21 protein-coding genes are annotated in these 26,477 nt (G+C 68.3%); 16 read left to right on the plus strand and 5 right to left on the minus strand.

Going from position 1 to position 26,477, the window contains the following annotated elements; all coding sequences use genetic code 11:
- Positions 1 to 3: 3 nt before the first annotated feature.
- Together ACIA8E_RS32155 and ACIA8E_RS32160 are read left to right on the plus strand one after the other, a co-directional pair.
- A complete protein-coding gene (locus tag ACIA8E_RS32155) occupies positions 4 to 414 on the plus strand; it encodes a RidA family protein (RefSeq protein WP_399303346.1) in 411 nt (136 codons plus the stop codon).
- Between the two features lie 135 nt (positions 415 to 549).
- Positions 550 to 2,025, plus strand: a complete 1,476-nt coding sequence (locus tag ACIA8E_RS32160) for a GntP family permease (RefSeq protein ID WP_399303348.1) — start codon at positions 550 to 552, stop codon at positions 2,023 to 2,025.
- Positions 2,026 to 2,098: 73 nt separating this feature from the next.
- Here ACIA8E_RS32160 and ACIA8E_RS32165 read toward each other — a convergent pair whose 3' ends face one another.
- Complete coding sequence (locus ACIA8E_RS32165) at positions 2,099 to 4,111, minus strand: serine/threonine-protein kinase (RefSeq protein ID WP_399303350.1); 2,013 nt, start codon at positions 4,109 to 4,111, stop codon at positions 2,099 to 2,101.
- 218 nt (positions 4,112 to 4,329) lie between these two features.
- The gene (locus ACIA8E_RS32170; RefSeq protein WP_399303352.1) at positions 4,330 to 6,054 is read right to left on the minus strand and encodes a chitinase; all 1,725 of its coding nucleotides are present in this window, start codon (positions 6,052 to 6,054) and stop codon (positions 4,330 to 4,332) included.
- 664 nt (positions 6,055 to 6,718) lie between these two features.
- Between ACIA8E_RS32170 and ACIA8E_RS32175 the strand changes: the two genes are divergently transcribed.
- From ACIA8E_RS32175 to ACIA8E_RS32240, 14 genes are all read left to right on the plus strand, one after another.
- Positions 6,719 to 7,585, plus strand: a complete 867-nt coding sequence (locus ACIA8E_RS32175) for a hypothetical protein (RefSeq protein ID WP_399303354.1) — start codon at positions 6,719 to 6,721, stop codon at positions 7,583 to 7,585.
- A 154-nt stretch (positions 7,586 to 7,739) separates the two neighbouring features.
- On the plus strand, positions 7,740 to 8,447 hold the full coding sequence (gene cpaB, locus ACIA8E_RS32180) for a Flp pilus assembly protein CpaB (RefSeq protein WP_313938919.1): 708 nt from the start codon (positions 7,740 to 7,742) through the stop codon (positions 8,445 to 8,447).
- 7 nt (positions 8,448 to 8,454) lie between these two features.
- The gene (locus tag ACIA8E_RS32185) at positions 8,455 to 9,756 is read left to right on the plus strand and encodes an AAA family ATPase (protein ID WP_030914843.1); all 1,302 of its coding nucleotides are present in this window, start codon (positions 8,455 to 8,457) and stop codon (positions 9,754 to 9,756) included.
- A gap of 3 nt (positions 9,757 to 9,759) precedes the next feature.
- Complete coding sequence (locus ACIA8E_RS32190) at positions 9,760 to 10,182, plus strand: TadE/TadG family type IV pilus assembly protein (RefSeq protein ID WP_399303357.1); 423 nt, start codon at positions 9,760 to 9,762, stop codon at positions 10,180 to 10,182.
- 3 nt (positions 10,183 to 10,185) lie between these two features.
- A complete protein-coding gene (locus ACIA8E_RS32195) occupies positions 10,186 to 10,554 on the plus strand; it encodes a TadE/TadG family type IV pilus assembly protein (protein WP_399303359.1) in 369 nt (122 codons plus the stop codon).
- A gap of 60 nt (positions 10,555 to 10,614) precedes the next feature.
- The gene (locus ACIA8E_RS32200; protein ID WP_399303361.1) at positions 10,615 to 11,952 is read left to right on the plus strand and encodes a CpaF family protein; all 1,338 of its coding nucleotides are present in this window, start codon (positions 10,615 to 10,617) and stop codon (positions 11,950 to 11,952) included.
- A gap of 10 nt (positions 11,953 to 11,962) precedes the next feature.
- Positions 11,963 to 12,901 carry a type II secretion system F family protein gene (locus tag ACIA8E_RS32205; protein ID WP_399303363.1) on the plus strand — a complete coding sequence of 313 codons (939 nt, stop codon included), beginning with the start codon at positions 11,963 to 11,965 and terminating at the stop codon, positions 12,899 to 12,901.
- Between the two features lie 14 nt (positions 12,902 to 12,915).
- Positions 12,916 to 13,803, plus strand: a complete 888-nt coding sequence (locus tag ACIA8E_RS32210; RefSeq protein WP_399303365.1) for a DUF5936 domain-containing protein — start codon at positions 12,916 to 12,918, stop codon at positions 13,801 to 13,803.
- A 51-nt stretch (positions 13,804 to 13,854) separates the two neighbouring features.
- The gene (locus ACIA8E_RS32215) at positions 13,855 to 15,171 is read left to right on the plus strand and encodes a sensor histidine kinase (RefSeq protein ID WP_399303367.1); all 1,317 of its coding nucleotides are present in this window, start codon (positions 13,855 to 13,857) and stop codon (positions 15,169 to 15,171) included.
- Between the two features lie 44 nt (positions 15,172 to 15,215).
- Positions 15,216 to 16,298 (plus strand): response regulator, encoded by a 1,083-nt coding sequence (locus ACIA8E_RS32220; protein ID WP_399303369.1) that lies wholly within the window; start codon positions 15,216 to 15,218, stop codon positions 16,296 to 16,298.
- Between the two features lie 215 nt (positions 16,299 to 16,513).
- Positions 16,514 to 16,744 (plus strand): Flp family type IVb pilin, encoded by a 231-nt coding sequence (locus ACIA8E_RS32225; protein WP_030969294.1) that lies wholly within the window; start codon positions 16,514 to 16,516, stop codon positions 16,742 to 16,744.
- Positions 16,744 to 17,355 (plus strand): pilus assembly protein TadG-related protein, encoded by a 612-nt coding sequence (locus ACIA8E_RS32230; RefSeq protein ID WP_399303372.1) that lies wholly within the window; start codon positions 16,744 to 16,746, stop codon positions 17,353 to 17,355. The genes ACIA8E_RS32225 and ACIA8E_RS32230 overlap by 1 nt, the downstream gene beginning before the upstream one ends.
- 31 nt (positions 17,356 to 17,386) lie before the next feature.
- Positions 17,387 to 17,998 carry a hypothetical protein gene (locus tag ACIA8E_RS32235; protein WP_399303374.1) on the plus strand — a complete coding sequence of 204 codons (612 nt, stop codon included), beginning with the start codon at positions 17,387 to 17,389 and terminating at the stop codon, positions 17,996 to 17,998.
- An 8-nt stretch (positions 17,999 to 18,006) separates the two neighbouring features.
- On the plus strand, positions 18,007 to 18,657 hold the full coding sequence (locus tag ACIA8E_RS32240) for an OmpA family protein (protein ID WP_399303376.1): 651 nt from the start codon (positions 18,007 to 18,009) through the stop codon (positions 18,655 to 18,657).
- A 228-nt stretch (positions 18,658 to 18,885) separates the two neighbouring features.
- Here ACIA8E_RS32240 and ACIA8E_RS32245 read toward each other — a convergent pair whose 3' ends face one another.
- The 3 genes from ACIA8E_RS32245 to ACIA8E_RS32255 all read right to left on the minus strand — a co-directional run bounded on the left by ACIA8E_RS32245 (position 18,886) and on the right by ACIA8E_RS32255 (position 26,394).
- On the minus strand, positions 18,886 to 20,019 hold the full coding sequence (locus tag ACIA8E_RS32245) for a helix-turn-helix domain-containing protein (RefSeq protein ID WP_399303378.1): 1,134 nt from the start codon (positions 20,017 to 20,019) through the stop codon (positions 18,886 to 18,888).
- Complete coding sequence (locus tag ACIA8E_RS32250) at positions 20,016 to 23,750, minus strand: S8 family serine peptidase (protein WP_399303380.1); 3,735 nt, start codon at positions 23,748 to 23,750, stop codon at positions 20,016 to 20,018. The genes ACIA8E_RS32245 and ACIA8E_RS32250 overlap by 4 nt, the downstream gene beginning before the upstream one ends.
- 316 nt (positions 23,751 to 24,066) lie before the next feature.
- Positions 24,067 to 26,394, minus strand: coding sequence for a SpoIIE family protein phosphatase (locus ACIA8E_RS32255; protein ID WP_399303382.1), 2,328 nt, complete (start codon positions 26,392 to 26,394; stop codon positions 24,067 to 24,069).
- Between the last annotated feature and the right edge of the window lie 83 nt (positions 26,395 to 26,477).

The raw sequence follows: 26,477 nt of genomic DNA on the forward strand, positions 1-26,477 counted from the left end.
GTCATGACCGAGAAGACCGCCCTCACCCCCAGCACCCACACCGCCCCGCCCGCCAAGTTCTCGCACGGCGTGAAGAAGGGGAACATCCTCCAGGTCGCCGGCCAGGTCGGCTTCCTGCCCGCCGTCGAGGGCCAGGTGCCGACCCCGGCCGGTCCGACGCTGCGTGAGCAGACCCTCCAGACGTTCGCCAACGTCAAGGCGATCCTGGAGGAGGGCGGCGCGAGCTGGGACGACGTGATGATGATGCGCGTCTACCTCACGGACGTGGACCACTTCGCGGAGATGAACGAGATCTACAACGCGTACTTCGGCGAGCAGAACCTCAAGGAGGCCCCCGCCGCCCGTACGACGGTCTACGTCGGCCTCCCCAAGGGCCTGCTGATCGAGATCGACGCGCTCGCCGTCCTGAGCTGAACGAGCCGACCGATCCACGGCTGATCCGCTTGCCGCACCGCAGCACCACGCCCCACGGCACGGCGCCCCGCACGACCGGGACGCCGTGCCGCGCCCCACCCTGCCCGAAGGACCCCCACACCACGGAGTCGTCCCATGCTGCTCGCCGCCACGCCACCTCCCGTCGAGACACCACCCCACACCGGTGGACTCCTCCTCCTGATCGACGGCACCGCCGGTCTGCTGACCGTCGCCGCCCTCGGAATCGCGCTCCTCCTCTTCCTGATCATCAAGGTCAGGCTGCAGCCGTTCGTCGCGCTGCTCGCCGTCTCCATAGCCGTCGGCCTGGGCGCCGGTCTCTCCGTCACCGAGCTCTTCGGCACGGTGCAGAAATCCGCCGCCGTCTCCGTCATCGAGTCCGGCATGGGCGGCATCCTCGGCCATGTCGCGATCATCATCGGCCTCGGTACGATGCTCGGCGCGATCCTCGAAGTCTCCGGCGGGGCAGAGGTGTTGAGCGCCCGCCTGCTGAACCTCTTCGGTGAGAAGCGGGCCCCGCTCGCCATGGGCCTGACCGGCCTCATCTTCGGTATCCCGGTCTTCTTCGACGTCGGTATCTTCGTCCTCGCGCCGATCGTGTACGCCGCCGCGAAGCGGTCCGGCAAGTCGATCCTGCTGTACGCGATGCCGCTGCTCGCCGGTCTCTCGATGACCCACGCGTTCCTGCCGCCGCACCCGGGACCCGTCGCCGCCGCAGGTCTCTTCCACGTCTCCCTCGGCTGGGTCATCCTCATGGGCGCCGTCGTCGGCATCCCGTCCGTCCTCGCCGCCTGGGTCTACGCCGCCTGGATCGGAAAGCGGATCTTCGTCGAGGTCCCGCAGGACATGGTCGAGGCCGCCGAGGAGTCGAAGGCCGCGGTCGTCGCCGAGCAGCGGGCCGCCGGTGTCTCCCCGCGGGAGGAGCCGGTCGGGCTCGCCACCGTACTGACGATCATCGGCACCCCGCTGGTGCTGATCCTCGCCGCGACGTTCTCCTCCATCGCCCTGGATCCCTCCACCGTCCGCTCGGTCATCGAGTTCTTCGGCAACCCGTTCGTCGCCCTCTCGATCGCACTGCTCCTCGCGTACTACCTGCTGGGCATCCGGCGCGGCTGGTCCCGCAAGTCCCTGGAGTCGGTGTCCACCTCGTCGCTGAAGCCGGTCGGCAACATCCTGCTGGTCGTCGGCGCGGGCGGTATCTTCGGCGCTGTCCTGAAGGGCAGCGGCATCGCGGACGCGCTCGCCGACACATTCAACGACGTCGGCCTGCCGGTCATCCTGCTGGCCTGGCTGATCTCCGTCGTCCTGCGCGTCGCCCAGGGTTCGGCGACGGTCGCGATCGTCACCACGGCGGGCATCGTCGTGCCGCTGGTCGAGGGCCACGACATGTCGCAGGCGCATCTGGCGCTGATCATCATGGCGATCTCGGCGGGTTCGATCTTCGCCTCGCACGTGAACGACGGCGGCTTCTGGATGGTGTCGAAGTACTTCGGCATCACCGAACGCGACACCCTCAAGTCCTGGACGGTCCTGGAAACGGTCCTGTCGGTGGCGGGCTTCGTGGTGGCGGCGCTGCTGAGCCTGGTGATCTAGGGCCTCTCGTTCGGATCATGCCGGGCTCGCGCCTGATCCGAACGAAGAACCCCAGGGCCGGCCGGCGGCGGGCTCAGTCGGTCTGTGTCGTGCACAGGACGTTCTTCCCGCCGTCCACGTCGTAGATCCAGTAGCTGTTCCGGTCTCCCTGGCTCCGGGCGCAGTAGCCCCGCGGATAGCTCTTCTGCGCCCGGTGGTAGCCGGTGATCTGCAAGGTCGCGTTGTAGCCGGAGGGGACCTTGGCCGCGTCGCAGCTCCAGACGTTCATGAGGAGCGACTCGGTGACGGAGGCGTTGCTGATCTTGGCCACGAAGCACTGGCCCGTGCGGAACTGGCGCTCCAAGCAGAGCGACACGGTGAAGTCCGGCACCGAGCCCACGTGGTACCAGTACGAACGCCCGTTACCGGTCGGGCAGTCCGCGAAACTGATCCCTTTCCGCGCGGACGTCACTCGGGTGTAGGCGTCGGCGGCACCGCACGACACCGTGCGCGGCGCGGTCGTGGACCAGTCGTCGTAGCCGTCGTCGTACGCCGTGAGGCAGTCCCCGGTCGATACGGCTCGGAAGGCGGCATCGGTGGCATCGGGCGTCGGGTCGGGGTCCGCGACGGTGCCGGAGGAGGATGAGCCGCTGCTGCCGGACGACGACGTGTAGCCACTGCTGCTGGACGTGCTGCTGCCCCCGCTGCTGCTTCCGGCATCCGGCTCCCACGGCCGCCAGACCACCATCACGACGAAGATCAGCGGGATGAGCCACCAGCCGCTCGAAGAACCCTTCTTCGCCGGCGGGGCGGTGACGGACGCCACGGACAAGGGCGGCTGCTGGGCCGACGACGAGGAAGCCCGCTTGCGGGCCCGCTCCTGGCGGCGCTCCTCGGCGCGTTTCTGCTCCGCGGCGCGCTCGGCCCCGAGCCGCGCGGCCTGCTCGCGGGCGGCCTGCTTCTCGGCCCGTTCGCGTTCCGCACGCTCGTGCTCACGCGCCGCGCGTTCCCGCTCGCGCTCCGCCCTTTCGCGTTCCCGTTCCCTCTCCCGTTCCTGTTCCCGCTCGCGTTGCGCCCGCGCCCGTGCGGCCTCCGCTTCCGCCTCCGCGTCCCGGGTGTACATCTGAGTCCGGCCCGGAAGCGGTACGGCTGATGTGCGCTGATCGGCGGTCAGGTCGTCGGGGCCCGCCGCCGCGCCGTGCCGCAGGGCGTGACTCTGGCGTTCGTACACCTCGATCATTGCTGTCCAGCGGGGCGGCAGCCAGCGGCTCCCGCTCTGTGAGAGCGGCAGTCCGGCCATCGCCTGGCGGAACTGATGCAGCACGTCCGCCGGTGCGGGACGGTCCGTCGGGTGTACCGCCAGACACGGACGGATGAGAGGTACGAGTTCCTTCGGCAGCCCGTCGAGATCCAGTTCACCGCGCTGCACCCGTGCCAGCAGGGCGAGGGTGTCCCCGTCGGCGCGGTACGGCGGCCGTCCCGTGGTGAGGTGGAAGAGTGTCGCGCCCAGCGAGTACACGTCGGACGCCGCCGTCGACGTCTCGCCGCGTGCCTGCTCGGGCGAGGTGAAGGCGATGGTTCCGAGGGTCAGACTGGTCCGGGTGAGGTCGCTGGCGTGCGAGATGCCGAAGTCGATCAGTCGGGGGCCCGTCAGCGGAAGCAGGATGTTCTGCGGCTTCACATCCCGGTGGATGATGCCCTCGCGGTGCAGCGTGACGAGCGCCTCGGCCGTTCCGGCAGCCAGCCACCGTACGGCCGACGCGGGCAGCACCCCTGCGGCGCGCACCAGTTCGGAGAGGGCGGGCGCGGCGATGTAGTCGATGGCCATCCAGGGCTGCTCGGCGTCCGGGTCCGCTTCCCGTACCCGTGCCGTGAACGCGCTGTCGATCCGTTGCGCCAGCTTCACCTCGCGGGCGAACCGACGCCGGTCGATGTCGCTGACCTCTCCCTCGGCCAGCAGTGTCTTGACCGCCACGAGCTGCCCGTCGGCTGCCTGTGCGAGGTAGATCCGCCCCATGCCGCCGGACGCCAGCCGGCCGAGCAGCCGGTTCGTCCCGAGTGCTGCCGGATCGCTCTCGCTCAGCCCTTCCAGCCGTGCCCCCGCCATGTAGCTCCCCCCGTCACTTCATCGCGCGGTGAACAGGGTCCCACGAGGGGTGGGCAGGTGACCCGACTCCCTCTGTACCAGGTCGGCAACTTCCCTTTCCCGCTCGGAAATACGGGCGAGGGAGAGACCGGAGGTCACGGGCCGGCACCTGGAGGCGGACATGCAGCAGCGCCACCGGGGGAGCGGTGGCGCTGCTGGTCACTGATTCCGGACGGTGGTTACGGCAGGCCGTGCACGTGCGGGCCCACCGCGTTCGACCAGGCATTGCCCGACTGGGCGTCCCAGTTGGTCGACCAGGTCATCGCGCCGCGCAGACCCGGGTACGTCGTGGACGGTTTGAACGAACCGCAGTTGGTGCCGCGGGCCAGGCAGTCCAGGGCGTTGTTCACGATCGTGGGGGAGACGTAACCGCTGCCCGCGCCACTGGTCGAGGCCGGCACCCCGAGCCCGACCTGGGCCGGCGAGAGGCCGCCCTGCAGCTGGATGCAGGCGAGCGCGGTGAGGAAGTCCACCGAGCCCTGCGAGTAGACCTTGCCGTCGCAGCCGAGCATCGAACCGCTGTTGTAGTACTGCATATTGACGACGGTCAGGATGTCCTTGATGTTGAGGGCCGTCTTGAAGTACTCGTTCGACGTCGACTGCATGTCGATGGTCTGCGGCGCCATCGTGATGACGAGCTTGGAGCCGGCCTTCGACGAGAGGGACCTGAGCGCCTGCGTCATGTAGGTGGAGTTCAGGCCGTTCTCCAGGTCGATGTCGACCCCGTCGAAGCCGTACGTCTGCATCATCGAGTAGACGGAGTTCGCGAAGTTCGTCGCGGAGGTGGCGTCGTTGATCGAGACGGTGCCGTTCTGGCCGCCGATCGAGATGATCACGGACTTGCCGGCCGCCTGCTTGGCCTTGATGTCGGCCTTGAACTGGTCGACGGTGTAGCCACCGAGCCCCGCCGAGTCGAGGTTGAAGGTGACGCCGCCCGGAGTGCCGGTCGCGTCGGCGAAGGAGACCGCGATGATGTCGTAGTTGGCCGGCACGTCGCTGATCTTCTGGACGGTGGCGCCGTTGTTGAAGTTCTGCCAGTAGCCGGTCACCGCGTGCTTGGGCACGGTCCCGCCGCCCCCGCCGCCACCGGTGGCCGAGGTGGTACCGGTCACCGCCGTGGACTTGGCGGACTCACCGGCCGCGTTGGTCGCGGACACCTGGAAGGAGTACGAGGTCGAGGCGGTCAGTCCCGTCGCGGTGGCCGAGGCCCCGCTCACCGACTGCACCTTGGTGCCGTTCTGGTAGACGTTGTAGCCCGTCGCGCCGGACACCGCGTTCCAGGACAGGGCCACGGAGGACGAGGTCACGGAGCCCACCGCGAGACCGGCCGGGGTGGCCGGCACGGTCGGCGCCGGGTCACCGCCGCCGCCGCCGTCCGGGCCGGTGACGGAGATGTCGTCGGCGAGGTAGGGGGCCTGCCCGTACCAGCCGTGGAGGTACACGGTCACCGAGGTGGTGTTCGGGCCGGTCGTGAAGCTCGTGGAGAGCTTGGTCCAGCTGCCGGCGTCGGGGGTCCAGGTCGACACGTCGGTCGTTCCGGTGCCGGTCGCGCCGATGTACGTGTATCCGCCCTGCACCCAGCCGCTGAGGGCATACGTGGAGTTCGGCTTCACGGCCACGGCCTGTGTGCACTGGGCGTTGTCCTGGCCGGCCGGGGTCGCCTTCAGGGCCGCGGCTCCTCCGTGCACGGGGGAGGAGACGGTGGTGCCGCTGCTGTTGGAACAGGTCCAGTTGGCGAGTCCGGACTCGAAGCCCGCGTTCTTGGCGTTGTTGACGTCGGCGGCCTGGGCGGTGCCGACGAGGCCGGTGAAGGTCAGCGCCGCTGCGGCGACGACGGCCATGACGGAGCCGAGGACCGGGCGGATGCGGCGTCTGCCGTGCCGGGTGCCGGGTGAGCGTTCCACGTGCTTGCCTCCGTGGGGGAGTTGGGGATGCAGGGGGATGCATCGGGGTGCAGGCGAGTGCCGGGGGTGCGACACGGGAGTGAACGTGCTGCGCATGGAGGTGCGTTGAAGAACGGTGGCCACCGTTGGCCGACAAAGCTGGTCCAGACCAATCGAGTTGTCAAGACCTCTGGTGACTGCGGGTTCCGACGAGGGGTGCGACAGGAGTGCGCCGGCCGGGGTCCGGATCGCTGCCGGTGCCGTTCCGCGACCCGATCGGCCTCTCTCGTGGGCGAGTCGGGAGGGCGGCTGACCGGGGTGGCCCGAGATGGCCGGACGGTGACGGATTTTGCGCCTCCGGAATGGAGCGCCGGTACCCGAGATCCATTCTGACGTGCGCGTATGAATTCAGGCCGGCGAAAATCGGAACGCGTTTCGGTAACCCTCCGCAGTGGTACAGGAGTTAACCACTTTCTGTTTCGCCCGATTTCGCACCTGGCTGTCGCCCGCCTGTCGCGAGGGTGTTGCCCGGATGTAGCTGTACTGGTCCACGAAAGGTGTTCTCTGGCTGGTAAGACGTGGATAAAGTGCTGTGGCAGAAGCACGGAACAGGAGCGATTGCGGCCGCCGTCAGCGCGACGGTGGCCGGAGCCGAACGGGGACCAGCGTGCCGACCGCAATAGCAGTGACCAGTGCTGATCTTGTGCTGCCACCGACCGACCAGCAGACACCCACGGCGGCCTTGCTGCAGGCTCCGCAAGACCAGACGATGGATCTGGCGATCAGTGACATGCATGTGCTGCTGGAGCAGCACGGCTATGTCGTCGCCGTCTACTCGGCCGGCCTGCCGGCCGCCCACGAGCGCAGGTTGCATTCCGTCAGATCGGTCCTGGAGAGCGACCGCATCGCCCTGCTCAAGGTGGATCTCCCACCGCTCGGCATCGCCGTACTCGTAAGACAGCTGCGCCAGTTGTCGATCTGCGACTTCAGTCCTGGAGTGGTCGCCTCCGCCGCCCGGCTGCTGCCGCACTACATCTACCCGGGCGCCCTGCTGAACTCGGTCACCAAGCTGGACCGGGTTCCGGTCAGTCTCAAGACGCATGCCAAATCGTGGGTGCCGGGCTCCCAGTTCGCCGTGGTCGCGGGGCCGAACCCGCAGCTCGTGAAGGTCGGTCCGGCCGTGGAGCCGCCGTCCGGGCCGGAGTTCGCAACGCATCTGCTGATCGGCAAGGGCCAGTCGCAGTCGGACTGGGTGCACAGGACTCTGGCTCCCGCCTGGAAGGTCCAGGCCATTCAGGAGGCCACTCTGCCTTCTGACTCCTCCCGCTGGTGGGGAACCGGAAAGCTGGTGGAATTTGCCGCCTATCTTCCGGACATCTCCGTTCTGTACCAACTGGTGGCCTCCGTAAGGCGCGAGAACTGCCACTGGTGCGGAATGGAACTCATCGGAGATCGTTGCGGGTTCTGTTCCTCACCGCTTCCTCCACCCGAGAACCGAATGCACCCCGGAAGTGTCCTGAACCAAGGAGCGCCCGTGCAGCCACGGTCGTGACGTCCCTGCATTTCCGCAACACGCGTAGATACAGACGTCGTACAGGCACAGTCCCAGACGCGAATCCCGACCGACTTCCAGACGTACGCCCAGTCACCGCGCATCCTTCTGTCCGCTGCCCCACGCATCCGATACGAACGAGGTTGTCCGGCCCATGAACTCCCGCCAGCGCCGCGGCGTGATACTCCTGCTCCTGTCGGTCCTGTGCGCCTTCGGCGCCTTCGCCGGCGTGCTCTCGGTGATCAGTGACGTCAACTCGAAGGTCGGCCCCGAGGTGTCGGCCTACCAGCTGAAGTCCGACATCGCCCCCTACACGGCGCTGTCCTCCGGACAGTTCGAGAAGATCAAGATGCCGAAGCGCTGGCTTTCGACCAACGCCGTGACCGACCTCTCCGAAGTCAACGGAAAGATCGCCGTCACACAGCTGCGCAAGGGCTCGCTGCTCCAGTCGGACATGATGCAGAAGAGTCCCGAACTGCAGCCCGGTGAGCAGGAGATCGCCATCATGATCGACGCCGCCACCGGCGTCGCCGGCAAGATCACACCCGGTTCGACGGTCAACATCTACGCCACGTTCGCCGGCGAGCAGGACGGCGCCCCGTCCCAGTCGAAGGTCATCGTCTCCAACGCCAAGGTGCTGGACGTCGGCAAGCTGACCGCCCTGGAGCCCGGCCGGGACGCCAAGTCGAACATGGGCACCGAGGCCGTCCCCATCACGTTCGCGCTCAACACGCTCGACACCCAGCGCATCGCCTACGCCGAGTCCTTCGCGGAGCACGTACGCCTCGCGCTCCTGGCCTCCGGCAGCGACAGCACCATCCGGCCGGGCGACCGCACCTACACGCTCGACAAGGACAAGTGAGGATCGAATGACCACAAGGATCCTCCCGGCCGTCGGTGACCCCGACGCGGCCAGATCCGTCACCACCCTGCTCAGCCAGCTTCCCGACGCAGAGCCGGCCGCACCGGTCGGCGACTCGACCCAGCTCATCGACACCCTCGCCCGCCTCGCGGGCGAGTCGCTCGACGAGCTGCCCGAGGTCGTGCTGGTCCATGAGCGGATCGGTCCGGTGCCGGCCCTGGAGCTGATCCGGGAGGTCTCCCTGCGTTTCCCCGCCATCGGGGTCGTGCTGATCACCGCGGATGCCAGCCCCGGGCTGTTCTCCGCGGCGATGGAATCGGGCGCCCGTGGCCTGGTCACCCTGCCGGTGAGTTACGAGGAACTCGCCAACCGGGTCCAGTCCGCCGCCCAGTGGTCGGTCGGGGTCCGCCGTCACCTGGGCAGCGGAGGTGACGTCTTCACCGGCCCCGGCGGCACCGTCATCACCGTCAGCGGCGCCAAGGGCGGAGTGGGGGCGACCGTCACGGCGGTCCAACTCGCCCTGGCGTCACAGGCGTCGGGGCAGACCGTCGCGCTGGTCGACATGGACCTCCAGTCCGGCGACATCGCCTCGTACCTCGACGTGCAGTTCCGGCGCTCCATCGTCGACCTGGCGGCGATCGCCGACATCTCGCCCCGCGTCCTCTCCGACGCCGTGTTCAGCCACAGCACCGGGCTCGCCCTGCTGCTGGCGCCCGGCGAGGGCGAGCGCGGCGAGGAGGTCAGCGACCGGTCGGCCCGTCAGATCGTCAGCGCCCTGCGTTCGCGGTACGAGGTGGTGGTCATCGACTGCGGCAGCCAGCTCCAGGGCGCCGGCGCAGCAGCCATCGAAATGGCCGACACGGCTGTTCTGGTCACTACCCCGGACGTGATCGCGGTGCGTGGCGCGAAGCGCACCGTACGGATGTGGGAGCGACTCCAGATCCGTAAGGCGGAGGAGACGCTCACGCTCGTCAACCGGTTCATCCGCAACACCGAGATCCAGCCGCCGCTGATCGAGAAGATCACCGGGACCCGGATGGCGAACACGGCGGTTCCCGCGAACTTCAAGGAACTCCAGGGCGCCGTCGACGCGGGCCGGATGCACGAACTCGACGCCAAGAGCACGGTGAAACAGGCGCTCTGGGGCCTGGCCGGAGAGCTGGGGATCGTGAAGCTCCCCGCCGGCGCAGACAGGAGCGGCGGGAAGAACGCCGGAAAGTTCAAGAACGACCGAGGCTCCATCGGACGCCCGCGCAGACGGCGCGACGGTGACTCCGGGGGCCGTGGGACGACCGAGGGGACACGTTGACCGATGGCAGCCACCGAGATGAGAGGCCTGAGGATACGGAGGAGGCGTGACGGTGATTCCTTCCGTGAGCAAGATCGCGGCCAGACCGCGATCGAGTTCGTGGGCGTCACGCCGCTGATCATCCTGTTACTGATCGCGCTCTGGCAGTGCGCGCTGATCGGCTACACGTTCAGCCTGGCGTCGAACGCGGCCGACGAGGCGGCCCGGGCGGGCACCGGGGCGGAGTACCTCCCGACGCTGGCCTGCAAGCGCGCGGCCCGGGAGGACCTGCCGGACGCCTGGGAAAGCAAGTCGAGAACGCGCTGCCAGGCGACGCCCACTCTGTACAAGGCCGAGGTCAGCCTGAAGGTGCCGGTCCTGGTGCCCGGCGTACTCAACTGGCCGATGACGATCACCGGCGAAGCCGCGTCGCCGACGGAGGGCTGACCGATGAGCGAGCGCACAGGCACACCCCGCCGCGACCGCGGCCAGGTGGCCATCGAGTACATGGGTTTCATCCCGTTGCTGCTCCTGGTGGGTCTTCTGGCGATCCAGCTGGGCGTGGCCGCGTACACGGCCAACCAGGCGGGCACAGGTGCCCGCGCGGCGGCCCGTACGGCCAGCCACGACATGCCGCTGACGCTTCCCGAAGAGGCGGGCCGGGAGGCGATGAGCGACTGGCTCGCCGACGACTCACTCTTCACCCCGAGCTACGGCATCGACGAGGTGACCTACACCGCGCGCGTCAAGATCCCCACCGTCGTCCCTGGACTCAGCTGGGGCTACGCCGAGCGAAGCTCCACCTTTCCCCGGGAGTGACCGAGCCCCGCATCGCGCGGCCGGAGCGCCATCTGCACGTCGGATCAAGGGAGTTACGGAATGAGCCTGCGGGCCCGCATCACCGCCCCCGAGAAGAACAGCGGGGGGCGGGAGGACAGCCACATGGTGGCCACCTACCGCGCCAAGCTGCTCGAGGAGATCGACCTCGCGGAGATGTCCTCGCTGGCCGCCGCCGACCGGCGGGCCCGCCTGGAGCGCGTACTCAGCCACATCATCAGTCGTGAGGGCCCGGTCCTCTCGACCGTCGAACGCACCCAGCTGATCCGCCGTGTCGTCGACGAGGCCCTCGGCCTCGGCATCCTGGAGCCGCTCCTCGAGGACGCGTCCATCACCGAAATCATGGTGAACGGACCGGACCAGATCTTCGTCGAACGCAGCGGCAAGGTCGAGCAGCTCCCGATGCGGTTCGGTTCGCACGAGCAGCTGATGCAGACCATCGAGCGTATCGTCTCGACCGTCAACCGCCGGGTGGACGAGCAGAATCCGATGGTGGACGCGCGGCTGCCCAGTGGTGAGCGTGTCAACGTGATCATCCCGCCGCTCTCCCTGACCGGCGCGACGCTCACCATCCGACGGTTCCCGCGGGCGTTCACGCTCCAGGAGATGATCAACGTCGGCTCGCTCGACGAGCAGATGCTGATCCTGCTGTCCGGGCTCGTCCAGGCCAAGCTCAACATCATCGTCTCCGGTGCCACGGGCACGGGTAAGACGACGCTGCTCAACGCACTGTCCGGACTGATTCCGAACCATGAGCGCATCGTCACCATCGAGGACTCCGCCGAACTGCAGCTCCAGCAGAGCCATGTGATCCGGCTGGAGTCCCGCCCGGCGAACGTCGAGGGCAAGGGCCAGATCACCATCCGTGACCTGGTCCGCAACTCCCTGCGTATGCGGCCCGACCGGATCGTCGTCGGTGAGGTCCGTGGCGGCGAGTCGCTCGACATGCTCCAGGCGATGTCGACGGGTCACGACGGTTCGCTCGCCACCGTCCACGCCAACAACGCCGAGGACGCGCTCATGCGTCTGCAGACCCTGGCCTCGATGTCGGAGATCAAGATCCCGTTCGAGGCGCTGCACGACCAGATCAACAGCGCCGTCGACGTGATCGTCCAGCTCACCCGGCACGCCGACGGTTCCCGCAAGGTCACCGAGATCGCCGTCCTCGACTCGCACGGCCGCGACGCCTACCGCATCGTGTCCGTCGCCCGGTTCAACGCCCAGCCGATGGCCGCCGACGGGCGGATCCACGGCCAGTTCCAGTACCTCCCGCTCCCGCGCAAGATCGCCGACCGTCTCTACATGGCCAGCCAGCCCATCCCGCAGGCCTTCGGAGTCGCCGCGTCCGACGAACAGCTCGCCACCCGAGAGGCCAAGTAGGTACCGCGCCATGAACAATCTCCCTCTGCTCACGATCGGCGTCACGCTGCTCTTCGGAGTGACAGGCGTCATGGGCCTGCACGCCTACTCCGGCGGGAAGGCCGACCGGGACGCCCTCGTCGACCGGCTGTCGCACACCGGCCAGATCCCGGCGGCCGGGCGACACCGCCGCTTCCAGGGCGTCGACCGCAGGCTGCGGAAGACGGGCCTGGGCCGCAAGCTGGAGCTGAAGCTCGCCGCCACGGGTCTGGAAATCACCCCGGGCGAGTTCTTCGTCTACGCGCTCGTCGCCATGGCCGCGCTCTGGATGACCGCCTCGTCGATCCTCGCCAGCTTCTTCGGCCCGGTCGCGGCGCTTGTAGGCCTCTGGGGTACCAACGCCTTCCTGAACTGGCAGCGGACCAAGCGCACCGAACGCTTCATCAACCAGTTGCCCGAGCTCTCCCGCATCCTCGCCAACGCCACCCAGGCGGGCCTCGCGCTGCGCACCGCCATCAGCATGGCGGCGGACGAGATGGAGGACCCGGCGGGAGAGGAACTGGCCCGCGTCGCCCGCCGCCTCGCCGTCGGCGAGTCGCTGGACGACGCGATGAGCGAGCTGACGGACCGGCTGCCGTCGCGCGAGCTCGTCGTCCTGGTGACGACCCTGGTCCTGTCCAACCGGGCCGGCGGTACGGTCGTCAGCTCGCTGCGCAACCTCACGGAGACGCTGGAGGAGCGCAAGGAGACCCGGCGTGAGGTCAAGACGCAGCTGTCACAGGTGACCGTCACGGCGTACGCCGTCCCGGTCTTCGGTCTCGGCGCGATGCTCCTGATGAACGCGGTGATGCCGGGCGCACTCGACCGGATGACCGGCGCCTTCATCGGACAGGTCGCCGTGATCGTCTCCATCGTCCTGTACACGATCGGATTCATCGTGATCCGCCGCATGTCCCGTATCGACGTCTGAGGGGAGGAGCTGACATGGACCTGTTGCTTGCGCTCGTTGTGGGTCTCGCGGTGTTCGGCGCCATCGCCGGCATCCGTATGTACCGGGCCGACGCCAAACTCCCCGGCGACCTCGCCATCGCCCTGGAGGTCGGTGCCACGCGCACCAACGCCATGGGTTCCGGCATCGACCGGCTCGGCATGCGCTGGGCCCCCATGGTGCTGCGGATGATGGGCCCCAAGGCCGTCAACAAGAAGCGCCGCCAGATCGACATGGCGGGCAACCCCGGCGGTCTGACGATTGACCGCTACGCCGCCCGCCGCTTCGTCTACGGTGCTCTCGGTCTGCTTGGTGCGTTCACGATGATCCTGCGCGGCCAGTTCTTCCTCTCCCTGCTGCTGATCGGCTTCGGCCTGTTCTGGGTGGAGGTCGGGATCTGGTCGGCGGTCCGGGTCCGCAAGGACCACATCGAGCGGACGCTCCCCGACTTCCTCGACGTCCTGGCCGTCGTCGTCTCGGCGGGCCTCGGTTTCCGCCAGGCCCTGGGGCGCGTCGCCGACAAGTACGAGGGCCCGTGGGCGGACGAACTCCGTATCACGCTGCGCCAGATGGACATGGGCGTCAGCCGTCGCCAGGCCTTCGATGAGCTGCGCAAGCGCAACGACTCGGAACAGGTCGCGATGTTCGTGACCACGCTCCAGCAGGGTGAGGAGCTGGGCGCCCCGATCGTCGACACGCTGATCCAGATCGCCAACGACATGCGGCGTACGGATGCCCAGAACGCCCGCCGGAAGGCCGCCAGGGCCGTTCCGAAGGCCACCTTCGCGGTCACGACCTTCCTGCTCCCGGGAACCCTGGTCCTGCTGACGGTCGGCTTCGTCTACGGAGCCGACGTCGACTTCAGCTTCCTCACGGGCGGATGACATGCATGACGGGGATCTTGAGCACGATGACCAGGGGGAGGTGACAGGCTCATGTCGTTCCAGCTCGGCAGTTCACAGCTCGGACTGACCGCCGAGGTGCGTCAGGCGATGGCCGACCCCGGAGCGCGCCCGGCGTTCGCGATCCAGCTCAACGCGCTCCAGGCCATGTGCCGTCAGGTCTTCGGCTTCCGGCTCGCGATGATCGCCATAGCCACGCCGTTCGCGATCAATCACACGGCGTCGGGCGTGGCCACCTGGCTGATCGGCTCGGCCGTCCTCGTCACTTTCATGGGGTCGTACGTCCTCTTCCGGGACTGGGAACGCTTCGGGCCCGTCCTCCTGCGCCACCCCTGGCTGCTGGGCATCGACGCGTTGTTCGGAGCCCTGCTGCTGATCACCGCCACGCCCGAGTCCACTCTCGCCTACGTCACCGTGTGCACCCCGCTGTTGGCGGGACTCGTCTACGGCTGGCGGGGCGCGGCGGTCTTCGCGGCGCTCCAGACGCTGATCGTCTTCGGCGTGTACGGGACCGACTCGAGGCTGCAGGCGAGCGACGCCACCGCGCTGCTCCTTCCCGGCTTCTGCGTGATCGCGGGCGCCGTCGGGGTCACCCTGCGCAATCTCCTCCTACGGTTCGGCACGGCGAGCCAGGCCCTCACCGAGACCAGGGCGCGGCTGGCCGTGAACGAGGCCGTGGAGGGCGAGCGCACCCGGCTGGCCCGCGAGATGCACGATTCGGTGGCCAAGACCCTGCACGGCCTGGCGCTGGCCGCCGACGGCCTGGCCAGCTCCTCCGACCGGATGGACCCGCTCACCGTCAAGCACCAGGCCGAACTGGTGGCCCGCTCCGCCCGCCGGGCAGCGGCGGAGTCGCGGGAACTGCTCTCCGACCTGCGCCGCGACTCCGGACTCGACGGCGGTGTGGATGTCGTCTCCGAACTGCGGGCCAGGGCTGACGACTTCACCCGACGCCATGGGCTCACGGCCACCTTCCGGATGCTCAACGAGGCCCCGGTCCCGCTCGTGCCGCAGGTGGTCGCCCGCCAGCTGCTCACCGTCGCCTCCGAAGCGATGGAGAACGCCCATCGCCATGCCCACCCGACCTATCTCATCGTGCTGGCCGGCGTGAAGGGCGATGTCCTGCGCGTCAGCGTGTACGACGACGGGCGGGGCCTGCCCCCGGGCACGACGCTCGACGACCTCAAGCGCGCGGGCCACTTCGGTCTCGTCGGCATGGTCGAACGTGCCGCGTCCATCGGAGCCCGTATCCGCATCGGCAAGGGCAAGGCGGCCAAGGGCACCGAAGTACGCCTGGAACTTCCGGTGGCCGCTCTCGCAGCCGGCCCCCACGCACAACAACTGAACTGACCCGCTCCACCCCCCCCCAAAAAAAAACCGAGAGGAGGTCGCAGATGCCGGACGACGTCTCCCGTGCGTCGGGCCAGAACTGGGCCGCACAGAACCACGCCTCCCAGCACACGTCCTCGCACGTCACCCCGCTCAACTCGGAGCTCAGCTCCTCCGGGTTCCCCGTCCCCCAGCAGCCCGCGGCATCCGAGGCCATGCCTCCGCCCTTCCCCGCTGCCCCTCCGGCGCCGGTAGCCGGCCCGCTGAGGGTCGTCGTCGCCGACGACAACCCGGTGGTCCGGGCCGGTCTGGGCGTGCTGCTCTCCGGCCGTGAGGACATCGAAGTCGTGGCGGAGGCCGCGGACGGCCGCCAGGCCTACGACATGGCCGTTCAGCACCGCCCGGACGTCGTCCTGCTCGACGTCCGCATGCCGGGGGTCGACGGCATCTCCGCGCTGCCGCACCTCGTGCAGGTCGCCCCGGTCATGATGCTGACGTACAGCCGCGAGAGCGAGATCGTCCACGAGGCGCTGCGGCTGGGCGCGGGCGGCTATCTGGTGCACGGGGAGTTCACGGCGGACCAGCTCGTGCAGGCCGTACGGGACACCAAGAGCGGGCGGGCCCACTTCACCGCGACCGCGGCGAACGCGCTCCTGGCCCATATGCGGCAGGGCCCAGGACCACAGGGCGGACAGCTGCCCGAGGGCCTGGGGACCGCGTTGACCACGGGAGTTGCCCGCCAGGGCCCCGGCTATGACGGGCAGGGCGTCGGGCATGTGCAGCAACACGGTGCGCCTGCACATCCGCTGATCCCTGAAATGCCGTCACCTGCGACGCGACCCGCGCAACCATCCCAGGGTCTTTCGCAACTGCAACCAGTTGTGGCACAGTCTTCAACAACAGGGGGGTCGGCCATGGCTCCCAACAGGCAGCAGTACGGCCTTAGTTCGCGGGAGGTGGAGGTCATGGAGCTGATCGCGTCCGGCATGAGCAATCAGCAGATCGCCGCCACCTGCTTCATCAGCGAGAAGACCGTCAAGAACCACATCAACCGCATCTTCACGAAGCTGCACAGCGGCAGCCGCAGCGAGGCCATCGCCCGCTGGCTCGGCACGGCGCCGGCGCGGGGGAGTGGTGGACATGGCTGAGCGGGGGACGCGGGCCCAGGACTTGGGCGTCAGGACCCAACTCGCCCTTTGGGCCCGGGATTGGGCCCTGGGACCCTCTGGCGGACAGGGTGTTCCGCCGTATGTTTCTCATGTCGCAAACGGCACCGGCCAGGAGGAAGCCGGTAACGGAAGCGACAACAAGGAAACGTGTGAGTCGGCCGGCTACCGGTCGGCCGAACCTGGAGGGGAACACCATGTCGAACATCACCCTGAAGACCGCCGTCCGCGTCAACGGCTGGGCCAGCACCGCCGTCCGTTCCATCCAGAAGCGCTACGAGGCCAAGGACCGCGGCCAGACGGCCTTCGAGTACTTGGGCATCATCCTGGTGGTTGTGGCGATCATCGGCGCGATCGTGGCGACGGGTATCGGTGGTGCGATCAGCACGAAGATCACGAACCTGGTGAACACCATTACGACCAAGTAATGAGGCGTCAAGTTCGCACCGATGCAGGGCAGGCCTTCCCCATCTATGTAGTGATGGTGGCGGGCCTGCTCTTCCTCGCGTGTGCGTTCTTTGCTGTCGGTAAGGCATCGGCAACTCGAAACGGAGCTCAGGGCGCGGCGGACGCTGCCGTGCTCGCTGCGGCTCAGGACGCTCGTGACACCCTGGGGCCTCCGTTCGTCGCCGCACTCATGACGCCGGGCGGGCTCCACGAGTTCCTGCAGGACTACATGTTCAATCCGGTGGCCCCGTGCATGCAGGCCGAGCGATTCGCCTCCTCCAACCGGGCTGACACCACGGCGTGTTACCCGACGTACGGCTACCTGCAGGACAAGATGCATGTCAGCATCCGGACCCGCTACACGGTCGGCGACACGGTGATCCCCGGCACGGAGACCAAGCAGGCCACTGCGCATGCGACTGCAGTTATCGAGTTCCGGTGCACCTACAAGTTCAAGGGCGACCCGGGTGAACCGGTGGCCTTCAAGTGCGATGGCCGGGATGGCTTCTCGATCGACCCCGCTGACTTCAATCAGAATGCATGGGCCGCTCTGAGCAAGGCCATCTTCGCCGTCCACCTGGTCGACGACTGACAGCGAACGACGAGTAAAGGAATCAGAACCGATGAGCATTCGGCGTACTGCGAGGACCCGAAGGGTGGTGGCCGCTGTCTCGATGACGGCGGCACTGGCCCTCGCCGTCACTGCTTGCGGCAGTGATGACGGCGGAAAGACGAAGGACCCTGTTTCTTCGTCGTCGTCCTCCACCCCCAACAAGCCCTCCGACGGGGACAAGGGTGCGCAGGAAGACACTTCCGCCGGCGACGACGTGGACCCGAATGTGAAGTTGGCCGAAGTCAGGGGGAGTGGGCTGACTCTCGTGATCAATCAGGTGAAGCGCGACTCCGGAGGGTTCGTCACTGTCCAGGGTGAGATCAAAAACGTAAGCAACAGGACGCAGAACTCCAGTGCGTGGGCGGGCACGGAGCCTTCGGTTGCAGGGAACAACTCGAACTCGGTTGCTGGTGCGACACTGGTGGATAAGGCAGGCAAGAAGCGCTACTACGTTCTGCGGGACACGGAAAGCCGTTGCCTTTGCACCACGGGCATCCTCCCGCTGTCGGCAGGTGAATCGACCCCTATCTTCATGCAGTTCCCAGCGCCTCCGAGCACGACGACTGAGGTTGACTTCACATTGCCGACGTTCGCGACGGCTTCCCTGAAGATCTCAGGGTGACGGCTGACATGACTTACAAACAAACTCGGTTGAGGCCAGTCGGCGTGGCCGGACTCTCTGTCGCGGCAGCGATGATGGTGGCCACTACCACGTTGTTCGGAGCGTCGTCGGCGTCCGCCGACGACGGCCCGAGTGTGCCGCCCGGCACCGAGGCGACGTCAGTGCCTCCCGTCAAGGTTGACCCCAACGACCCCGACCTCAAGATGCCCGAGGGTGGCACGCTAGCCCCTGCCAAGGTCCTCGACATCGTCCAGGTCGTCGAGGACATGGGCGGCGAGGAGCGTCGCGAGGACAGCAACGCGAGCATCAAGTTCGCGCTTCAGGCCGAGGTCCTCTTCGGCAAGGACAGTGCGAAGCTGAGCTCGGCGGCCAAGTCCCGTATCGCGGCCGTCGCTGCCGAGATCAAGAAGCAGAACGCCACCAAGGTGCGCGTCTTCGGCTTCACCGACAATCTCGGTTCCTCCGCACACGGTGACGTGCTGTCCAAGCAGCGTGCTGACGCGGTGCATTCGGTGCTGGCCCAGTCGCTCGACTCGAACGTCACTTTCGAGATCCGTGGCTACGGCGAGCAGTACCCGATCGCCAGCAACGCCGACGAAGAGGGCCGGAAGAAGAACCGGCGCGTGGAGGTCTCCTTCCCGCGCGGCAGCACTTCCTGATCTGGCCCGCACGCGTGAGGCCCGGCGCCCCGACACATGGTCGCGGTACCGGGCCTTCGCCGTTGCAGCAGGTGGTCGGCCTTGCCGGCCTTGATGTCGCCGATCATCTGCGCGAGTGCATCGCGGCTGTCGGTGAGGGCGTGGTTCTCGGTGCCGAGGACGGCGATGAAGAGGTTGCCGTCAGCGTGCGTGCCGAGCCTGAAGCAGTTTCCGAACGGCACAGGACCGTCAGCGCGGATCCACCCAGCCGTGTCGGACGGCGTGACCGCCGAGCTGCATCCGGGTCCGGACTCCGGCTATGTCCATGAGGTGGCGCAGGCGTCGGTGCAGCGTGCGCGGTGACAGGCCGAGCTGTGTCGCGGCCGTCGGGTCGGTCAGGCCGGCCAGCAGCAGCGCAAGGATCTTTCGGTCGAGGTCGGTCGGGCCTTCCGCACCGAGCTCGACGGTGGTTTCGGCTTCGCCGCCGGTGCCCGACAGCTCGAGCGGATGGGCGGTGCGCCAAACCGTCTCGAACAGCGCGTCCAGCGCATCCAACAGGCCGCTGCGGTGCAGCAGCACGGCGCCGGGCTCTCCGGCCGGTGTGACCGCGAGCGGGACAAGGCCGAGGTCGGCGTCGGCCAGCACGAGTTTCATCGGCAGCTGGTCGGCGACACGCAGTTGCACGCCGTTGCGCAGCGAATCGATCGCATCGGTGATGATGCCCGGCTCTGCCAGCACGGCCCGGTCGAGTACCACCCGGAAGTGCACGCCGCGGCCGATGGCGACGGGTTCGGCCGTGTTCTCGCCGGGCGGCACGGCGAGGAACGGTGCGGTGATGAAGCTGCGGACCTGCGTGCGGGCTGCCTGCTGCACCTGTAGGAAGCGATGACGGATGGCGTCGACTCCCGTGACGACCTCGATCAGATCGTTGATGCTGTTCCCGGTCATCGCCGCCCGGTGTTCCTCGGCGAAGGTCACCAGTGCCTGCTCAGCCTTACGCAGGCCGTCCCGGCGCTGGCCGATGAGAGCGCCGAGCGCCATGGCAGGCGGCGCGGCGGTGAACTGCTCATCCGCCGACCTGATCACCAGTCCCCACCCGACCAGGCGGGACAAGGCCTTGTCGACGTCGGCCTGCGATGCGACGAGCAGATCCGACAGCAGCGTCGCGGTGGAGTTCGGCCGTCCGAGCAGCACCCGGTAGACGCGCTCGTCATCGGGTTCGAGACCCAGAACATCCAGCATCGGCGACCGACTCTCTTCCGCTTGCCGCAGCGGGGAGAGTATGCGCCATGGGGGCAGGCCCTGAATAGTTCCTGCTGGGAGCAGGTGCGACGGGAAGGGCCCCGGGAAGTCGCCTCCCCGGGGCCCGACAGTGCGGTTCATCGCAGGCCGTACGCCCGGATGATCTCGTTCTTGACGCCGAAGCCGCTGTCCGTCGCGGCGCTCGTGCGGACGGAGACGAAGCCGCCGCGCTTCTTCGCCGTCTTGAACGAACCCGTCCAGTAGCCGTGGGCGCCCTTGGTCAGGGTCACCTTCTGCCAGGTGGCGCCGTCGTCGTACGAGACGTCCAGCTTCACCGTGGTGACCTTGCCCGGCACGGTGCCGAGGTTCATCGACACTGGCTTGAGCGCGATCTTCTGGGTCGCATCGGCCTTGACGTCGCCGTGCAGGTCCGACTCCAGCTTGTAGTCCAGGTTCAGCACCGAGAACGGCTCGAAGAAGTCCGAGTCGACGGTGTCGGACATGAACGTCCACTCGGTGTGGGTGCGCGTCGACAACCGGAAGACATCACCGGGCCGCTCCACGTCGAGGACGGCGCGGTAGGGCAGGTTGCCCGCCGGCACCTCCTCCCACTGCATGTCTCCGCTGACCGGGTTGTCGTGGATCAGCGTGTCGCCCTGGAAGATCTGCAGGTGGGACGGCGTTTCACCCCATGGCAGGTAGCCGCCCAGCCGCATGTTGTCGCTGGCGGAGGCCCACGCCTGCACGTTCCAGGTCATGTAGTTCCCCCAACGGGAGTTGTACACACCGAAGGACTCGCTCTGGGCGGGCCGGGTCGCCGGAGCGAACCAGTCCAGACGGGTGGTGCTGCCCTTGGCGTACGTGTTGTCGCCCGACACCATCGTCCACGGGAGAGGTCCGTCGATGCCCTGCGTGTGGAACTCCCTCCAGTCCTGGCCCGGGGTCACCCATTCGGTGCGGGTGCCCGGGTGCCACTCGACCTCGGGGAGGTTGAACGACGGGCTGAGGGTGAAGTCGGACCGGTAGCCTTCCGCCAACTTGCCGTCGGTGGCCGAGTAGTAGCGGGCATCGATCCGGGCGAGGTCACCCTTGGTCGGCTTGTAGACCAGGGCCCGGTTCGGCACCTGGCCGGGGTAGTCCCGGGTCAGGTCGTAGACGAACGGCGTGTACTCGGTCTGCTTCGCAGTCAGCTTCAAGATGCCGGCCTTGGCCATCGCGACAAGGGTCCTGCCCGCGTCGCGGTGCACGGTGGCGACCGGGATGGTCGACTCGCCGACGTACTCCATCAGGGAACCCACGCCGTCGTTGACCACGATCAGCGCCTTCGCGCCGGCTGCGACCGCGGCCTCGGTACGTTCCTCCGGCGAGATCTCGTCGCTGCGCTTGATGACGACGACCTTGCCCTTGGCCCTGACCTTCGCGTATGCGGCCGCCGCGCCGTTGCCCGCGTAGACGGCGTCCAGTTTGTCCGTGCCGGTGCCCAGGGCGCTGCCCGCCTGCACCAGTGCCTCGAAGTCGAGCCGGCCGCCCGACGTGCTCAGGCTGAGCAGCGGCTCGCCCTTGCGCCAGCGGGTGGTCAGAATGAACTCGCCCTGCTTCATCGGCTCCGTCGGCGCGACGTAGACGTCGTCGTACGTCGGAGGCAGCACGTACGCGCTGCGGTAGTCCGTGTACGGGTCTTGGCCCTTGTAGTGGACGTTGAAGTCGACCTTGCGCTGGCGGTCCTCGGTGCGCTGCGGCGCCTCGGTCTGCAACAGGCGTGCCTTGCTCGCGTCCAGCACCACGTCCATGGAGCCGTTCTTGAGCACCGTCTCCGGGTCGACCAGCACGGCCAGACCCGAGCGGTCCGCCTTCTCGCCGGCCACGTCGATGTACCCCGCGACGGTGTACAGGCCGGGCGCCATGCGCATGGTGGTCGAACCGTCGACGTAGACATTCCACGGCCAGACGTCGCCGGCCAGGTTGATCCCGACCCAGCCCGCGGCGGGCTTGCCGTCCCGGCCGACCAGCTTGATGTTCAGGTCGTAGCGCTCCTCCTCCTTGAGCAGCGCGACGGAGGTGCGGGTCACCGGCTTCCCGGTGGCCGCGTCGGTGCCTATGACGTAGCCGACGTGCCGGCCGGCCGAGGCGGCTTGCGGGTCACCGGTCACCGGGACGGCGGCGGTGCCGCCCGCCGGGACGGTCACCTTGGTGGCTCCCAGCGCGAACGGGCCGTCTTCGTCGGTCAGCGCCAGTTTCAGCGTGACGTCGGCGGAACCGGAGTTGGTGAAGGTCAGGTCCTTCGTGACGGCGACGTCGCTCGGCTCGTGCGGCCACGTGTAGTTGCCGAAGAAGAGCGATCCGGTACCGCGGACCGTGGTGCGCACGGCGGCGGCCACGTCGACACGGCCGGTGCCGACCTCGTACGGCGAGTACCCGTCGTCCAGGCCCTTCGCGGTGCTCATCAGGTGTTCCTTGAGCTGCGCGCCGGTCCAGTCCGGGTGCTGCTGGGCCAGGATCGCCGCCGCGCCGACCACGTGCGGGGTGGCCATCGAGGTGCCGCTGAGGGTGCGGTAAAGGCCCTCACCACCGTCGGTCATCTCCTGCGAGCGGGCCGCGGTGATGTCCACGCCGGGCGCCGCGATGTCCGGCTTCATGCCACCGGAGTAGGCCAGCGGGCCGGTGCTCGAGAAGGACGCGAGCTGGTCCTGCTTGTCCGTGGCGGCCACGGTCAGCGCCGAGGCGGCCGCACCCGGGGAGGAGATGCTCTCCGGGCCCGCGTTCCCGGCGGCGATGACGAAGAGCGTGCCGTACTGCGCGGACAGCGCGTCGACCTCCTGCGACATCGGGTCGCTGCCGTCCGTCGGGTAGGTGTCACCGAGGCTCATGTTGACGACGTCCGCACCGGACTCGGCGGCCCACTGCATGCCGGCCATGACCCAGGAGTCCTGGCCGTAGCCCTCCGCGCCGCCGAGCACCTTGCCGACGAACAGGTCGGCGCCGGGGGCGACGCCCTTGTAGTCGCCGCCGGAGGCGGCGCCGGAGCCGACGATCGTGCTGGCCACATGCGTGCCGTGCCCGTTGACGTCGGTGACGCCCTCACCCGGCACGAAGCTGACCGTGTCGTCGATCACGCCGGCGAAGTCGGGGTGGTTGACGTCGATTCCGGTGTCGAGCAACGCGACCTTGACGCCCTTGCCGGTGTAGCCGGCTGCCCAGGCCTCGGGCGCGCCGATCAGCGGCACGCTCTCCTTCAGGTTGGCCTTCACGCGACCGTCGAGCCACAGCTTCGACACACCCGCGCCCAACTTCGCGCTGCCCTGCGGCGCGACGGTGGTCCAGAAGGTGCGGGCCTGCCGCTTCTCGGTGGTGAGTGCGGCGCCGTGGATGCCCTTGAGCTTGCGGGTCAGCTTGCTGCCCCGGGGGGCCGTCGGCTCGACGGCCGAGCGGGACTTCGGCTGGGCGTACGCCGCGATCAGCGGCACCGCGGCCGACTTCGCGTCGTCGTAGCCCATCTCGATCAGGTCGGTGACGTTGAACAGCCGCCGGTCCAGCTTGTCCGTGCCCAGCAGCGGCGCAGCCTCGTCCGGGATGACGAACAGGTCACCCTTGATCTCCTGGATCTTTACGCCGCCGACGGCGCTGTCCGGCCGGTCGACGTCGGCGGTCTGCTTGCCGTCGGCCATCGTGGTGACCGTGACGACGTCGCCGGTGACCAGAGTGACCTTGTGGGTCGCCGAGGGCTTGGCGGGAACGGTGGGTTTGCTCGGAGCGGCTTGTGCGGGCGATTGCAGAACTGCGAGACCCGACGCCAGCAGCGGCACCGCGGTGGCGGCCGAGAGCAGCTGCCAGCGTCTGCGCCGGAAGGCGGAAGAGAGTGAGAGGGAGAACATGCCATGGGTCTATCGGCCGGTGACGCCGACGAGAAGGCCTGATGAAGGCAAGTCCTTGCCATGGCGCGGACTTGCCAGCCATGAACCGCGTGAATCCGGGCAAGGTCACACTTTCCGCACGTGGGCTTGAGTCAGCGGTTGCAGCGCAAAGACTTTGGCGACCGCTCGCCGCCCGGCTCGGCTGCGCCGACCGCGCTCTCTGCGTCATCGACCGGCTTCTGCACCTCGGTCGGTTCGGACGGCGAGACCTGTTGGCGGGAATCCGAGCCGCCTGCTCGCCCGTTGAGCGGCCCTGCTTCCCCGGTTCGTCGAGTCTTCAATGTGGCGGGAGGGACTGTTCGGCCCAGATGGTCTTGCCGTTCTGGCTGTAGCGGGTGCCCCACTGGTGGGCGAGTTGGGAGACGATGAACAGTCCTCGGCCTCCCTCGTCCGCGACCGGCGCGTGCCGCAGATGGGGTGCGGAGCTGCCGGTGTCCGTCACTTCGCAGGTGAGCGTGTGCTCCAGGATGAGACGCAGTTGCACGGGCGGGGCTCCGTAGTGCACGGCGTTCGTGGCCAGTTCGCTGACGATCAGCTCTGCGGTGAAGATGGTTTCCTCATCCAGTTCCCAGGCGGTGAGCCGGCGCCGGGCCAGGGCTCGGGCTTCGCCGGCGGCTGTCGCGTCGGGGGTGAGTCGCCAGGTGGCCACGTGGTCGGGGGCGATGCCGGAGGTACGGGACAGCAGAAGCGCGGCGTCGCCTCGCGGGGGATCGCTTCCCAGTGCGTAGACGACGTCGTCGCACAGGGACTGCAGGGAGCGGTCGGACCGGTTCAGGACGTTCCGGAGCATGCCGGGATCCGTCCCCGCATCCGGGAGCAGGGTTGCGGTGTAGAAGGCGAGGATGCTGCCCTCGGCGAGTTCGAAGCTCGCGGAAGCCCTGGGAGGGTCCTCGGCGCAGCCCAGCAGGGGGCTCGCCGGGATGTCACAGATGTCGGTCGTGCCGTCCGGGTGGACGACGATCGGTGCGGGGTGCCCCGCACGGGCGATGGCGCAGACACGGGTGATGGGGTCGTACACCCCGTAGATGCAACTTGCGGTCAGTGCCTCGTTGTGCAGCGGATCGGCGGGTGGGAGCGCCGCACGTTCCTCGGCCAGGCGGCCGGTGGTGTCGTGCAGCCTGGCGAGGAGTTCGTCGGGCTCCAGGTCGAGTGCGGCGAGCGCGTGGATCGCGGTGCGCAGCTGCCCCATGGTGGTGGCGGCAGAGATTCCTTGTCCGGTTGCGTTGCCGGTGACCAGCGCTGTGCGGGCGCCGGGCAGGGCGATGGTGTCGAACCAGCTCGCACCCAGGTCCGCGGGGAGGTGGAGCCACGCAGTGTCGACGGCTGTCCGCGGACCGGGGCTCTGGGGCAGGAGCCGGCGCTGGGTCGTGGCGGCGATGGTCCGCTCGCGGGTGAAGCGGCGGGCATTGTCGATGCAGAGCGCGGTGTGGGCGGCCAGTTCGAGGGCGAGGTCGATGTCGTCCTCGCGGTAGGGCTCGGTCTGTCCGCAGCGGTACAGGCTCAACAGCCCCAGCACCGTGCCGCGGAGCGTCAGCGGCGCCGTGATGAGCGAATGTGCTCCTGATGCGCGGATGGCCTCGGCACGTGGCGGATCCGCCGCCAGCCAGGCACTGTCGGCACTCAGTTCCACGAGCCGGGGACGCAGGTCGGACAGAGCTTGCCCGAACGGGGTCCCGTAGGGCGCGGTGCGTACATCGCCGACCGGATGCACGGGCTCCACGACACGGCTGCGGAAGGCGGCACGCCGTAGGGGCACATCCCGGCTGAGCGGACCGATCGGGGGGTCCTCACCCCGTACGACTTCATCCACCACCTCGACCACGAAGATGTCGGCGTACCCGGGCACCAGGGCATCCGCCGCCTCCTGGCAGGTGGTGACCACGTCGAGGGTCCGGCCGACGGATTCGCGCACACGGGCGAGGACGGCGCTGTGCGCGTGCGCCCGCTCCCGGTCGGTGACCTCGACTGTGGAGATCGCGAGCCCGAGGACTGTACCTCGGGCGTCCTGAAGCCGGTAGGTGGATGCGGAGAACACTCGTTCCCCGCCGTGATCGGCAGGGAGGCGGACGCGCACCAAGCGGTCGAGCACCGGAAGGCCTCGGTCCAGGACGCGGCGGGCCACGGATTCCTCGGTTGCAGGGTCCGAGTAGGGGTACGCCTCCAGGAGTGTCCGACCCAGCAGGCTTTCGGACGGCACTCCGTGCAAGGCACGTGTGGCCGTATTGACGCGCACGATCCGGAGTTCGGGGTCGAGGATGTGCAAGCCGATGGGTGACTGGGTGAACAGGGCCTCGATCAGACTCTCGCTGATGCCGTCCGCATGGGCTCCGCCCGTGGGTTCCGTCGGCTGCCGGCCGATTTCCCAGGCCACGGCGCCGTCTCGCAGCACCGGTCGCACCCACAGCTCGCACGTTGTCGTGCGGCCCTCTCGACTGCTCAGCTGCAGCTCTTCCCCACCATGGTCGCCCTTGCCGACCGTGAAGAGACCTGTGGCCGGAAGCCCCAGCACCTCGGACTCGGGGAGGCCCAGCAAGGAGGCGGCCTGGTGACTCCACTCCGTGATCACACCGGAACCATCGATGATCATGAGCGCGTCGCCCCTCACGGCCCAGGCACCTCCGTCGGCCGTCGGGGCGATCACTCATCCTGACAGCGGGTGACCGTCCCGAGTCTTCGATGATCCCGCAG

The organism is Streptomyces sp. NPDC051664 (assembly GCF_044453545.1).
GTDB lineage: Bacteria > Actinomycetota > Actinomycetes > Streptomycetales > Streptomycetaceae > Streptomyces.